The following is a 14,146-nucleotide window of genomic DNA, read 5'->3' as shown; positions in this document are numbered from 1 at the left end:
CTTATAAAATTTTCTTGCTGTGTTGATGGCAAATTGTATCTTGCCTCTAATAACCCACGGCAATAGTGTCCATTAAATTCCATACTTAATCTCGTACGTTTTATTCCTAATAAATAAGGAGAAAAACCTTTAATGTCTAACGGTTTACCTTCCGGTGTAACAATTGCCAATGTACTAGTATGCTGGAATACACCCTTTTTCTCCAGATAGCGAGCTCGTAAGTCTTGACCTTCTCCAGGAATAGACAGCGCTTTCAATTGTTGAATTGTTAAACTGATTATTTCCTCTTGTGAGAATTCCAAGGAATTAAGCAAGTATTTAATTAGTTTTTCTTGTCTTGCATAATACGCTTTAATTTTAAAGGTATGCCTTAAATCCTCTAAGTTTCCCCCTGTAGAGCTAAATTGTTCAAGAGATTCACTGAACTTTTTTTTATTAATAACACCATTATTAATCTCATCTGAAGCACAATGGTCAATCAAATTTACCTTTACTTCCTCTACCCAATCGAGTTCTGATACAACATGATGGATATCCTCTGCCATAATAAAGGCAAAGTTAGGTGAACACCAATATGTTGGTAGTCTAAAAACCACTTCAACTTTCTCACCTGAAATTAAAATATTGTCAATAAAACCCAAATCCGTAAGAGATTGATCTAGCTCAGGGTCATTGACTAAATGTAATTTTTCATAAACTTGACTTTCTCTGTTCAACAAACTCCCCCCTTCTTATGCTTTTAAGCCTTCTAAAGGACATGTTTCTAGCAGTTTTTTTTGTTGAGGAATATTGATGTTATATAGTTTTGCTGCGTTTTCTCCTAATATTTTCTTTTTCACATTTAAGTCAAGAGTAACACCTGTTTCTTGTTGAATGTCTTCCGGTAGCTCAAAGTCAATAAATTTTTCAATGAGCCAACCAGGCTCCCAGATTGCATAATCACTACCAAAAAGGATTCGGTCTTCATCCAACCAATATAACAATTCACTTATAATTTCAGCAAAATAGCGTGGACGTGCATGAATAAATGGCATAGCAACTGCTAATCCTCCATACACATTTTTTTCTTGAGTTGCAATCCAGCAGAAATCTTCCAATCTAGGAAGTCCAACATGTTCAACAATGAAATTCAAATCCGGAAAAGAACTTGCTGCATCGTCAACATCGGCTACATCAAAAGCATCACGATTTAAAGGAGTGATCGTTGGCCCCTTATGAATATGAATATTTGTAATTCCTAAATCTAAACATTTTTGCAAGTAGCGCTTTGCCCATGGGTCAGACAATTTGTACCCCTTTGAATCCCCATACCAATCAGCAGTATATAACTTAACACCCTTCCAACCGTACTTCTTCTTATTGGCTTCAAGTATTTCTAATCCGCGCTCCCCATGTCTTGGATCTAGTGTTCCATTGCATATAAATCGATTTGGATACTGCTTAGCTAGCTGTTCATTTGCATCAAAATCTCCAAATCCATTCTTATAAAATTCTTTTAGGTAAACAGGTTGAAAAATGGCCATATCAGAATATCCTTTTACAAATACATCCTGAACAAGCTTTTCAGGTTTGTATTTAAGGAAATTCTCCTTCGGCCAGACAAATTCTGCGGGACTCAAGTTTCGATGATAATCATAGAAACAACTAATAAATTGATCTCCTTGAATGTTTAATTGATTTTCTTTACTTCCATCCCATAAAGCAATATGAGCATCAATGACAAAAACTTCTTCCCCCGTGCTAGTCTTATACATATCTTCGCCTCCTCTTTCTCTCTGCACAAAGTTATTTGGCAACTCTGCTATCAAAACTTATACTTCTTTAAAAAACTTACTTTCTAGAAGTAATGGACCTAGAAGTTTAGCTTTTGCTAACTTAAATGCAAGTGTTGTGCCAATTTATTTTTGGAATAATGAAAGCTGGAGGATTTTTAGTAAATTCAAGAGTTTCCCTATTTTCCTAGAATGATTCAGACAGAAAAACCCTAAAATGAGAACATTTATTGGTCAAATAAAAATTCAAATATGCTACAGTTTCGCAATTTACTACAGAGGTGTAGCAGATTGCGACAGGAAGGTGAAAGGTTTACCTTCTCAATCAAAAAAACAGCACCCGAGTTATAACCCTCAGGTACTGTATTTGATATATATTTTCTAGTTATCCATCAAAACCATTCCAGTATAATTCACCCAATCAAAATAAGCAGGAGTTAAGCTCGCTTTCTCATTTCCTGTTGCGTATAAGCCTAAGCAAACACCCGTAAACACTTTTCCATACCCGCCATTTTCTTCTTTGGATAAATACTTAATTGGAGACGCTCCAAGAGCTTTCCACTCTCCCTCTTTAACAGCATAGTCCAAATTGTATTCTTCCTCGTCTGAACGAATGCGTAAAAAGATGTTGGAAGAATGGAAAGACTTTCTACCTATTTCTTTTGTCTCGCCATTAATAGTCACAGAAGCAAAAACGATCGTTTCTCCCTCGATTCGCTTGACACCGATTTCATAATGAGCATCTTCATGCAGCCTAGCAACCAACCCGGCTTCTTCACCATCATGAGCAGGACTAAAATCTAGCATGCTGCTAAATTCCATTTTCACATGCTGTTGTGGCTTACACAATAACGTCGGGGCACCATTTTTAGTATGTAAATGATCAGCCGTTCCAAATAAACGGAGCCACCCTTTTCGCTCATTCAATGAATAGCTTTCATCCTTCTTCTTTCGTAAATGAAACCAAGATGTCGCCAGCTGATCTTCATTAAAATCATCGTAGTATTCATCGCGCTCTCTCATGTTTGATGTTCCAAGTAGATGCTTTGATTCCATTATCACCCTGACATGACCTTCATTTTGATCAATGACGGGCCATCCATCTTCTGTCCACCTGATAGGAGCTAAGAATGTTTCTCTTCCTAATATTGTATACATTTGTTGAACGGGTCTTGTTCCTAAAAAGACTGCCCACCACTGATTGTTTTCATCCTCAACAAAATCTGCATGCCCAATATTTTGAACTGGGTGTTCAGGCAACTTGTTGTGTGTTAAGATCGGGGATTCTAAGCGCTCATAAGGTCCATAAGGGTTGGCACTTCTAGCAATAATGGCTCGGTGATCCTCCCCCGTCCCTCCACAAGCACAAAGGAGATAGTACATTCCATTAATTTTGTATAGATGAGGTGCTTCTGTCCACTGCCCACCGTCTCCGTTGAAGATCACAACCGGTTCCGTTAAAGCCTCTCCTGTTTTACAATCTATCTCGTATTGAATAATATGAGATTCTTTCCCTTCGCCATTTTGAATACTCACGTAAGCGGTTCCATCATCATCAAACAGTAAAGAAGGGTCAATGTTTCCATAAGGAATACTAATAGGATCTGACCAAGGACCAGTTGGATCATCAGCTGTCACAAAGAAATTCCCTATCCCTGTAACATCTGTAACAATGACATAAAAAAGTCCATCATGATAGCGGATCGTTGGGGCAAATACACCACCTGAACTTCTAGAACCTCCTAAATTAATTTGATTTTCTCTCATTAACACACTACCAATTTGTTCCCAATGCAACAGGTCTTTACTATGAAAAATGGGGATACCAGGAAAATACTCAAATGAACTCGTCACTAAATAAAAATCGTCCTCCCCCACTTTTACCACACTTGGATCTGGATAAAAGCCCGGAATAACTGGATTTAAATACTTCAATTCTCACACTCCCAACGGTAAATTGTTAGACTATACTAGCATAACATAACGTATATAAAACAGGTAAGGTGGGAGATGTATGATAATTACAACTCCTAATCGTCATTAAGAATAATTTATGATAGACCCCAGACGGAGTCGCCCCCCATAAGGTATCTGAATTAATCGTACGATTTGCATATCTCATTTTTTAAGTAAAGTCTTTTGTTTCAATTAAAAAGGAGACCATCATACCAAAAAGAACTGCCCAAAATGGGGCTCCAATGTCCATTATAGTAAGTCCAGACATAGCAACAATAAATGAAGTAAAAGCTCCATATTGAAAATGACCAGAACCAAAAGCATTCCTTAACGCTTTAATAAGAATGGGAACAAGAACAAGACCCACTAAAATTTGAAGGATAGATATTGGATAAATCGATAAAAACGTGTAGACATAAAAAGCAAGAACTCCAAATAACAACGGAAACAAAGATGCCCAAATTGCTGCGAGGTACCTTCTATTCTTGGGGCCAGTAGAAGAATCACTTAACGCAGCGACAGGAACCCCTGACGTTGTAACACTATGAGCACCAAAAAAAGAACCTACTATTGTTGCTACCCCCGTAAAAAAAGTCATTTTGTTCACATTTGGGTTATACCCTTCATCCCGTAGAATAGATGCTCCAATAGTTATCTCCGCACTTAAAACAATGAGCATTAAGGGAACAGACAAACTGAAGACCACATTCCAGGTTGGCTCCCACAATGAGAGGTTGGGAGTTATCCAAGACGATTCAATAAATTGACGGAATGGGATTTCCCCATTAAATCCTAAAACAATTGTTACGATTATAATTGAGATGAGGACTGGTGGAATGATTTTAATCTTTCTCATAGAAAGCAAGAAGGCACTAATAGCAATCAAACCGTATAAAAGGTGTGTAGACGTTAGTACAACCATGTTAACTGTATAGTGAATCATTGCGCCGGCAAACATCGCCATAACAATTTGAGGTTTAATAAACTTGATGATTTTATCGTATAACTTAAAGACGCCAACAAAGGCAATTAAGGCACCCGAAATGGCGTAGCCGAATAATGCATGATCTAGTGGAACCATATACAATGCTGCCCCAACAAAAACAACCCCTGGTACAGACATAGTTGCATTAATCGGCATCTTCATTTTCCAAGCTATTAAAAGTCCCATGATACCAGCTATCACAAAGCCACCAAAAATCCAGCTCACAATAACTTCCGATTCTAGTTGATGTCTTTTGGCAATCTCCAATATTACTAATGTTGGCGTGATGCACGTAATAATTGAAGCTAATATCGCAGACGAAACTATAGATGAGGTGGTTCTTCGAATAAGAAATAGGAGAAAATGAAACATAGCAACCCTACCTTAACTTATATGAAATTTAAAGACTAGGTTTGTTGTAGATTTGTCCGCTACTCTTTTTCCACCCGATCAGATTTTTTCAGAAAACTTTTCATAGGATGGCCATCCCAAGCACGACGATATTGAACCGGAGAAGGAACTTCTAAATCAAGTTGGCGAGCAGCAGTTCTTGGCCAATACGGGTCACGTAACAATTCTCTAGCTAAAAAGATTAAATCCGCTCGACCATTCTGAATTATTTCTTCTGCCTGAATACCATTTGTAATAAGTCCAACAGCACCTGTCGCTATCTCTGCTTTGTGTTTAATTTCTTCTGCTAATGAAACTTGATAACCAGGATAAACAGGTATAGGTGTCCGTATAACTGAACCAGAACTACAATCTATCAAATCTACACCTAGGTCTTTCAATTTCTTAGCAAAATAAACGTAGTCACTAATATTATTACCTTTAGGATCATACTCTGTTGCTGAAACTCTCACGAATAGAGCTTAGACCATACTTTCTTTACTTCATTAATAACTTCTTCTAAAAAGCGAAACCGATTGTCGCGATTCCCCCCGTACTCATCTTTTCGAGAGTTTGAAAGTGGCGACAAAAATGTATTGATCAAATATCCATGAGCCGCGTGAAGCTCGATTACATCAAACCCAGCCTCATTCGCTCTCCTAGCCCCTTCACCAAAGTCTTTAATTGTAGCTTGAATGTCATCAATATTCATCTCAACAGGAACCTTTTTATCTGCAGTAAAAGGAATTGGGGACGGCGCCAAAATCGACCCATCTACATCTGCCTTTCTTCCCGCATGGGAAAGCTGGAGGCCAATTTTTGACTCGTTTCCATGAACTAAATCAACAATTTCTTTTAACCCCTCCACATGTTCATCTTCCCAAATTCCTAAATCTTGCTTTGAAATCCTGCCTTGCGGAGTTACGGCTGTAGCTTCTACAATAATAAGACCCACTTGCCCTACTGCCCTTGTAACATAGTGAATCTTATGCCAATCTGTTACTTTCCCATCTTCTTCATAGCAACTATATTGACACATCGGAGACATAACGATCCTATTTTTTAATGTCATTTCACCTAATTTAAATGATGAAAAAAGTCCTTTCATTTCGTCACTCCTTATCTTTCAATGTTTAAAGACAAATACTCTTCATTTGTGATATCTGTTACAAACATATGACCTGGAGCGTGTGTGATAACATATGGAATTTTAGAGTGTATAGCTACTGATTGAGGAGTCACACCACAAGCCCAAAAAACAGGAGTTTCCCCTTCTTCAACTTCTACACTCTCTCCAAAATCTGGAGTAGTCAAATTCTCGACTCCAATTTCCATCGGATTTCCTACATGAATTGGAGCACCATGCATGTTTGGAAACTTGGATGTTATAGCTATAGCCTTCTGTACTAATTCATTTTTTATCGGTCTCATTGAAACAACAACCGGCCCCTTAAATAAACCAGCTTCATTGGTTTCTATGTTTGTTATATACATAGCAACATTTTTATTTTGTTCGATATGTTTTAATGGAATGTTCTCTTTAACAAGTTGACTTTCAAACGTGAAACTACATCCTATTAAAAATGAAACAAAATCATCGCTCCAAACGTCACCTAAATCTTTTAACCTACCTGTTAATTCGCCATTTTTATAAACGTTATATAGAGGAATATCATAACGAATATCCGAACCAAGTGCTAATGCCGACTCCACCTTCCCAGCTTCTAATACATCAATAATCGGGCATGATTTAGGGTTACGATTGGCAAATAACAGAAAGTCAAATGCATATTCCTTTGGTACTATCGCTAAATTAGCTTGAACATAATTATGACACACACCTGAAGTATGACTTGCAAACTCTCCTCTTCTAATTTTTTCTCGTAGTTCTTTTGGCTTCAATTTCCTCTCTCCTTCTCGAAAACATCTATTATTACATAGGTGGTTGAATACTTAACTTATTGGATATAGCTAACATGTTTTGCATTCTTCTAGGTTGAATTGGAATCCCACTTTTGGACCTTTTTAGATAGATTAGATGTGTATGTTCTCCAGGAATCCTAATCTCGTCAACTCCCGGTGCTTTATCTGAATGTTTAATTCGGTAGATTAAGTCATTCATCCTGTTTTTAAATTCCTGAAGAGGCATAAAGCATCAACATTCATTGCTCCAATAAAGTGACTTGTATTTGTTGGTTGGTCAAATCGACCGTAACTTAATACTTGATTTAAAAATAGTCCTCCTCCAAGAACACCAGAAAATATTTCAGCGAACAACCCAAACATATAGCCCTTATGTGCTCCTACATGTAAAACAGAGCCTTTCATTGCTTCTTTTGGGTCAACCGTTGAGTTCCCATTTTCATCAAGCGCCCATCCTCCTGGGATCTCTTTCTCTTCATTGGCATAGACAACTAACTTAGTCCAGTTTGCTACAGTTGTAGCAGTATCCATAATAATGGGATACTCATCACCAGGAACAGCTATACACCAGGGATTCGTGCCGAACAATGGTGTTCTCCCACCGAAAGGAGCCGCCACTGGATCAGCATTGGTTAAAACAATCCCAATTTTTCCTGCATTAGCTGCCTTCAACGCATAATACCTCGCAGCCGTAAGAGATGTAGAATTTCTAACGGCTACAAACCCACTGCCGATCTGATCAGACTTTCTTATTGCCAAATCCATCGCTTTAAATCCAGCTACTTGACCAAACCCAGCTTGAGCATCAACTACAGCAGTAGTTGGTGTCTCGTGAACAATTTGAAACTGCGCATGCGCATTTGTCCCTTTCTCTAATAGACGTTTTACCCACAAAGCAATTTTATATGTTCCGTGTGTGTCAACACCTAATAAGTCAGATTCTACGAGCACTTCAGACATGATTGTTGCATGCTCCTCTGATAAAGTAAGCTTCATAAAAACTTCCTTTGTCCAACTCTTTAATCGAGAAGCAGATAAATAGATCGTTTCAGACACTTGATAGTTTTCTCTTCCAGGAAAATCATATAGATCAGTAGACACCGACACTACCTCCTCTCTAATTCATAATGTTATCTAACAACTCAGGCAAGAAAAGAGTGATCTGTGGAATGTATGTGATCACAATTAGCACAATTAATAGAATAGCTATTTGCGGTAGTAGGAATTTAAACATTTCTGGAACTCTTATTTTCGCAATAGCAGCGGTCACGAACAAACATACTCCTAAAGGTGGAGTTACCATTCCAATCGTTAAATTGACAGCCATAATAATACCAAAATGAATTAATTCAATATCTGCAGCAATAACTAATGGCAAAAACAAAGGTGTAAAAATAGTTAAAGCACTAATCGTATCGATAAATGTTCCTGCAATTAACAAAATGACATTAATCAACAACAACAACAATAATTTATTTTCAGCAAATGGACCTAGCATCGAAGCTAACTGATCCGGAATACGATGGAACGATAAAAACCATGTAAAGAGAGCGGCGTTTCCAATTAAAAAGACGATAACAGCAGTAGTTTTAGCTGAGCTTAAGAAAATGGAAACCAAATCTTTCACATGTAACTCTCTATAAACAAATAGTCCAATGATTAGAGCGTACACAACAGCAATAACTCCTGATTCAGTAGGTGTAAAGATCCCTGATAAAATACCACCTATAATAATAAATGGCATTATTAATGCAAGAATAGCATCTTTCAAACCAAATAATAACTCTTTTGCGCTTGCTCTCTTCTCTCTTCCTTTATAGTTGTGTTTCACTCCTACATAATAACAATAAATCATCAACCCGACTCCCATTAGCACACCAGGAACCACACCAGCTACAAATAGCGAGCCAATCGAGGTACTCGTCATAACACCGAATAAAACTAATGTGATACTTGGGGGGATAATTGGGCCAATCGTTCCAGATGTAGCAACTAAACTAGAAGAAAACCTAGAATCGTATCCTTCTTTTTTCATCGCTGGTATCATCATTCCTCCAATTGCAGCAGCAGCAGCAATCGCTGTTCCAGAGACAGCGGAAAAGAACATACTAGCGACAACTACAACCATGGCAAGTCCAGCTGGTAAATGCCCAACAAGGGTTTGAGCAAAACGAATCAATCTCGAAGAAATTCCACCCTTTGTCATTAACTCTCCTGCTAAGATAAATAACGGTACAGCCACAAGTGAAAAATTATCAATTCCTCTGAAGATTCTCCGTGGGATATTCATAAGCATCTCCGGATCAGTTAGATAGACTCCTATAATCGAAATAAATCCAAGGGAATACGCAATCGGAATTCCAAGAAAAAACAATATGAATAAGATGGGTATTAGTAAAATCATTTAAACACCCCTTTTACTAAGTAGTAGAACATAAATAGACCGCTAATGGGGAGTGACATATATACATACGCTACTTGAATTGGTAAGAACCCAACAATGGTACCCGATTCAAAATTAGCAAAAACGAGTAACGTCCCATAATAAACAAATACCCCTATAAAAATTGTCATAATAGAGAATTCAAGCACTCTTAATAATTTCTGAACACGTGCCGGTGCTCTATCAAAGAGATCTACTTTCAAATGTTCTTTGTTTTTAACTGCTAAAGCTGCACCAAAAAGAACCAGGTACACAAAGCTAATCATCAGTACTTCTTGAGACCAAGAAAGAGGACTTTTTAAGACATATCGATAAAATACTTGAAGAAAAGTGGTGACTACCGTAATGGTCATACAAATAAAAATAATAAACTCTAATGTGTAACTTAAATAATGAGCGATTCTTTTCACAGATTTCACCTCTTTATATTGAACCTATAAATATAGACTACTGCACTGATACAGTAGTCTATATTCCAACTTTCTCATGCTACAAAAATACTTTTTAATTATTTTCAATCTTTTCAATTAAATCAGTAGGAACTTGTGAACTTAATACATCACGAACTTCCAATGTCGCTTCTCTAAACGCCTCAAAGTCTACATCGCTTGTAACTGTTACACCATTCTCTTCTAAGTGTGCTAGAATTTCATCATTTTTCTCAAGTAACGTTTCTCTTTGGTATGCTTTTGCCACTTCAACCGCTTCTTCAACAAGCTGTTGTTGCTCAGGACTTAGGCCTTCCCAAGCTCTTTCACTCATGATAACAATTGCAGGAGAAAATGTATGGCCAGTTAAAGATACATAATCTTGGACTTCATAAAACGCCATTGAAAAGATTGTGTTTAATGGGTTTTCTTGTCCATCTACAACCCCTTGGTCAAGCGCAGAATACAATTCATTAAATGCAACAGGTGTTGGGCTAGCACCAAGGGCATTCATATGAGCTTCCCAAACAGGAGCTGGTTGAACACGGATGTTTAAACCATTCATGTCATCTGGAGTTTTCACTTCACGTGTACTGTTTGTTACGTGACGTTGACCAACTTCCCAATACCCCAAAGCCTTCATACCTTTTTGGTCTGATAATTCTAATAATTCATGACCGATTTCTCCATCTAAAGTTCTATATACATGATCAAGATCTTCAAATAAATAAGGAATTCCAAATACGTTCATTTCAGGTACCGTGTTAGCAAACGAACTATCTGCAGATACCGTCGTTATGTCTAATGTTCCATCTAAAACCTGTTCAACCGCTTCCCCTTCATTACCTAAAACGGAACCACTGTAAATTTCAATAGTAATCGCACCATCTGATAATGCTTCAATTTCTTCTTTAAACTTTTCAGCCGCTATGTGATATTGGTGTGTTTCAGAACCAGAGTGCGCTAACCTTAACGTAACTTCAGCGTCAGTAACTGCATCTGTTGTTTCTTCCCCTTCAGCTTCATCAACTGAATCACTTTCAGCAGGTTCAGATCCAGAACCTCCGCCACATGCAGCTAATACGATTGAGAATGCCATTAACATACCGATTAGAACCATGAACTTTTTACTCATTTTGCTTTACCCCTTTTCTATTGCTAAATTTTATATACTGAAGGAACTCGACTTTGAAAAACAGGTACCTTTTCCCTTATTTCAGACACCTTATGTAAGTCTAATTCCTTAGTAATCGTTTCTTCATTGTTTTCACTTGCAACCTCGATGATCTCTCCAAGTGGATCAATAAACATGGAAGTGCCACAGTATAAAACACCGTTATATTGCCCAACACCGTTTACTGATACAACATAGGTTTGATTTTCAATAGCTCTAGCAATTTGAAGTTGTTTCCAATGGCTCTTTCTAGCTTCAGGCCATTCTGCTACGATAAATAATATTTCTGCTCCTTCAACCGCTAGTTGCCTAGCAAGCTCTGGAAAGCGGAGATCATAACAAATAATTAGTCCGACTTTGACTCCTTCTAGCTCAAAGGTATGACTAGACGCGCCACCCTTTAAATACAGATGTTCATCTAACATCGGAACGAGATGCACTTTATCATATTGATAGAGAACCTCTCCTTGCCGGTTAATAGCAATAGCTGTATTATAAATCTCACTTTCTCTAATGTTAGCGAATGAACCTCCTATAATATTAACCTTATGTTTTTTTGCTAGGTTTTGAAGAAAACTTGTTGTTGGTTCACCAGCACAATCAGCAATTTCAGATAATTGTGGAAGTGTATAATTTGTTGTCCACATCTCAGGTAAAACAAGAACATCTGGTTTTTCTTTGCTGCACGTTAATTCAACCATTCTTTCACCTTGGCACGATTCTTCTCTGGATTACCTGGGATAACACCCATTTGATAAGATGATATTTTCATTGAATCAACCTCAAATCTCTAAATTTTTCACTAAATATGAACATTTTATTGACTGATCAGTCACAGGATTTTTTAAAGTAACTTCATAACCGTCTCCATAAGTAAACCCATTTAAAAGAGGTACAGTACCGGCAAATACAATCGAATTTTTCAACTCAACCTGTTTATTTTTTAAATAATTTAAAATGTCTTCAAGGGGTAAAATTGCTGTAACGGCTTGTTCTTGATAAGGAACCCATGAACCATCTGTTAATACTTTTGATAGTAAGGTAAGTTCATTCCAATCCTTTATGATTTCGGATAGCGGCCAAGCCTCTTGTGCAATCGGCTTGTCACAAACTTGTTTTGATTTGTTTATATCAACTGTTTCAAGTCCACGGTCAGTATGATCACTTCCAACTGTTACATACACTTCTTCTTCTGAATCGCCGAAAATTAACACAATTTCAGCTTCTCCAGAAGTTTTATTCCCTAAAATCTCCATGAAACCATCTTGGTTAATACTTGTAACCCTTACTGGATAAAGCATAGGAACTTCAGGTGGTTTTGGAATACCTAATTCAGCTAATTCATCAATATGTTCTTTAACCTTTTCAACATTAGATCCGGAATATCCAACACAGTATACAGAACGAACATTGAATGATTTGTCCTCGTTATTAATTGAAAAACGATATTCATTTAAAGAAATAGATTGTGTCATGTTAATTCTTCCCTTCACCCTTTAATACTTTCTCTAGCATGTTCATAAGTGTTTCTTGAGTTTGGTAAATATGATGTTCCATTGCTTTTACTGCCTCATCTACTGAACGCTTCTCCAATGCATGTATTAATTGCTCATGTTCTTCCAATGTCTCAAGCGCTCTAGATTCTCTTGTGATCGCTCTAATTCCAAGTCGAAGCATATGATCACTCAAATTATCTATAAATTGAATCAACCTTGAATTATTGGTCAACTGAACTAGATACATATGAAACCTTCTATCTTCTTCAATAAACTCTTCTGCTTTTTCCTCTTTTAATGACGCCTTCATTCGTTCATATATACTCTTTAAATCATGTAGCTGTTCGTCAGTTATATTCGTTGTAATCAATTTAATCATGAAAATTTCATTTGCTAGCCTACATTGTAAAACCTCAATTACATCCTGTTTATCAATATCTCGTACAATAACTCCTTTCCAAGGAATGGTTTCCAGCCAACCTTCAAACTCTAGCCTTTTCAATGCCTCGCGTACGGGTGTCCTACTCACTCCTAATTGTTCAGCAATTGCTCTCTCTTGAAGAAAATCACCTGGCTCAATCTTTCCCATCAAGATAGACATTTTTAATTCCCGGTAAACTTGATCTGTATACGAAACAAATTTTGTCACTTTTTTCAAAGATGTTTCACCCCTTTCCGCATACAAGATATACAGTATGTAGTATGTGGTATACCAGTTGTTATGTATAGATAGATATTACCTTGCTTTTCCATCTCTATCTATAAACCGGTTAGATTTCCTTACATCATTTTTTGTAATTTCTAAATTTTGTTTATATTTATTATGAACATTCCTGTTCTTTTAGACCTTTTTGTTTTTTAGATTTAAACCTTAATTGTTTTGATTTAGTATTGACTACCAAATAACAAAAAAAGAAGGAACTCCCCCTCCTCCACTAAGTACGTGTACTTCCATAAAAGCCTAGTCCCTTCATCTCAGAAATACGAATTTAGACTACTAGATCAATGCCCACTATGATCATGATGCCCATCTACAATGACAGGATCTATATTAATGGATGAGTCAATTTCTACCATCACAGTCATAACAATCATGATAGCAGGCAGTACAATAGTAAAAAAGATAGCAGCTGGTTTTTTCTTATCTATTTTTTTAGATTGTTGCTCTGAATATTCTTTAGTCAGAACGTGTAATGATCCGTAAACTGCTACCAGATAAATAATATTCAAAGATATCAACAGAAAAACGATCTCGTTTGCACGCAGCATCTCCCCTAGCATTGGTCCCATCAATCCACCCATAAAACCTGCAGCTAACGATTCGATAATAGCGTGTTTACCAAATGGCTTTCCAATAACAAAACTAACAATGACACTTGCTACAATTGCTAAAATGGTTGCACATGCTAACTCGCCCCTTAGCGGTACAGTAACCAATATCCTATGATACAAGATACAATTACCCATGCCGAACGAAACGTGCTTTCTATTCCATAGCGAAGTTGAACTTCTTAGTAATAGGCATTTCTGAAACCCCAAATAAGTTTACTTATTTGGGGTTTCAGTTATGTATGTTTTT

12 protein-coding genes and 2 pseudogenes are annotated in these 14,146 nt (G+C 37.1%); all 14 read right to left on the bottom strand.

The window, feature by feature from the left end; genetic code table 11:
* A partial coding sequence (locus JCM9140_RS20025; RefSeq protein WP_034750795.1) for an iron-sulfur cluster assembly protein occupies nt 1-716 on the bottom strand: 716 nt, incomplete at its 3' end.
* A gap of 15 nt (nt 717-731) precedes the next feature.
* Complete coding sequence (locus JCM9140_RS20020) at nt 732-1,754, bottom strand: amidohydrolase family protein (protein ID WP_034750792.1); 1,023 nt, start codon at nt 1,752-1,754, stop codon at nt 732-734.
* A 399-nt stretch (nt 1,755-2,153) separates the two neighbouring features.
* Complete coding sequence (locus JCM9140_RS20015) at nt 2,154-3,707, bottom strand: glycoside hydrolase family 43 protein (protein WP_034750789.1); 1,554 nt, start codon at nt 3,705-3,707, stop codon at nt 2,154-2,156.
* A 190-nt stretch (nt 3,708-3,897) separates the two neighbouring features.
* The gene (locus JCM9140_RS20010; protein WP_034750786.1) at nt 3,898-5,085 is read right to left on the bottom strand and encodes a benzoate/H(+) symporter BenE family transporter; all 1,188 of its coding nucleotides are present in this window, start codon (nt 5,083-5,085) and stop codon (nt 3,898-3,900) included.
* A 59-nt stretch (nt 5,086-5,144) separates the two neighbouring features.
* Nucleotides 5,145-6,211: pseudogene (gene namA, locus JCM9140_RS20005) on the bottom strand (NADPH dehydrogenase NamA).
* Nucleotides 6,212-6,222: 11 nt separating this feature from the next.
* A complete protein-coding gene (locus tag JCM9140_RS20000; RefSeq protein ID WP_034750783.1) occupies nt 6,223-7,005 on the bottom strand; it encodes a putative hydro-lyase in 783 nt (260 codons plus the stop codon).
* Nucleotides 7,006-7,036: 31 nt separating this feature from the next.
* Nucleotides 7,037-8,022, bottom strand: a pseudogene (locus tag JCM9140_RS19990) (Ldh family oxidoreductase).
* Between the two features lie 121 nt (nt 8,023-8,143).
* On the bottom strand, nt 8,144-9,430 hold the full coding sequence (locus tag JCM9140_RS19985) for a TRAP transporter large permease (protein WP_034750773.1): 1,287 nt from the start codon (nt 9,428-9,430) through the stop codon (nt 8,144-8,146).
* Nucleotides 9,427-9,879 carry a TRAP transporter small permease gene (locus tag JCM9140_RS19980; RefSeq protein ID WP_034750770.1) on the bottom strand — a complete coding sequence of 151 codons (453 nt, stop codon included), beginning with the start codon at nt 9,877-9,879 and terminating at the stop codon, nt 9,427-9,429. The genes JCM9140_RS19985 and JCM9140_RS19980 overlap by 4 nt, the downstream gene beginning before the upstream one ends.
* A 94-nt stretch (nt 9,880-9,973) precedes the next feature.
* A complete protein-coding gene (locus JCM9140_RS19975; protein ID WP_034750767.1) occupies nt 9,974-11,032 on the bottom strand; it encodes a DctP family TRAP transporter solute-binding subunit in 1,059 nt (352 codons plus the stop codon).
* A 23-nt stretch (nt 11,033-11,055) separates the two neighbouring features.
* A complete protein-coding gene (locus JCM9140_RS19970) occupies nt 11,056-11,772 on the bottom strand; it encodes a carbon-nitrogen family hydrolase (RefSeq protein ID WP_369384470.1) in 717 nt (238 codons plus the stop codon).
* Between the two features lie 81 nt (nt 11,773-11,853).
* On the bottom strand, nt 11,854-12,546 hold the full coding sequence (locus JCM9140_RS19965) for a DUF2848 family protein (protein ID WP_034750764.1): 693 nt from the start codon (nt 12,544-12,546) through the stop codon (nt 11,854-11,856).
* 1 nt (nt 12,547) lies between these two features.
* Entirely contained in the window at nt 12,548-13,216 is a 669-nt protein-coding gene (locus JCM9140_RS19960) for a GntR family transcriptional regulator (RefSeq protein WP_235715419.1), read from the bottom strand.
* Between the two features lie 353 nt (nt 13,217-13,569).
* Entirely contained in the window at nt 13,570-14,019 is a 450-nt protein-coding gene (locus JCM9140_RS19955; RefSeq protein ID WP_156314937.1) for a hypothetical protein, read from the bottom strand.
* Between the last annotated feature and the right edge of the window lie 127 nt (nt 14,020-14,146).

It is taken from the genome of Halalkalibacter wakoensis JCM 9140 (genome assembly GCF_000513095.1).
Classification (GTDB): Bacteria; Bacillota; Bacilli; order Bacillales; family Bacillaceae_D; genus Halalkalibacter; species Halalkalibacter wakoensis.
The sequence above is the reverse complement of the archived record's forward strand: the minus strand, read 5'-3'. Positions and strand labels throughout refer to the sequence as shown.

Bases quoted from the DNA above. Each gene is read 5' to 3' on its own strand.
- JCM9140_RS19965 (WP_034750764.1), bottom strand. From the start codon at position 12,546: ATGACACAATCTATTTCTTTAAATGAATATCGTTTTTCAATTAATAAC.
- JCM9140_RS19985 (WP_034750773.1), bottom strand. From the start codon at position 9,430: ATGATTTTACTAATACCCATCTTATTCATATTGTTTTTTCTTGGAATT.
- JCM9140_RS20010 (WP_034750786.1), bottom strand. From the start codon at position 5,085: ATGTTTCATTTTCTCCTATTTCTTATTCGAAGAACCACCTCATCTATA.
- JCM9140_RS19975 (WP_034750767.1), bottom strand. From the start codon at position 11,032: ATGAGTAAAAAGTTCATGGTTCTAATCGGTATGTTAATGGCATTCTCA.
- JCM9140_RS20020 (WP_034750792.1), bottom strand. From the start codon at position 1,754: ATGTATAAGACTAGCACGGGGGAAGAAGTTTTTGTCATTGATGCTCAT.
- JCM9140_RS19970 (WP_369384470.1), bottom strand. From the start codon at position 11,772: ATGGTTGAATTAACGTGCAGCAAAGAAAAACCAGATGTTCTTGTTTTA.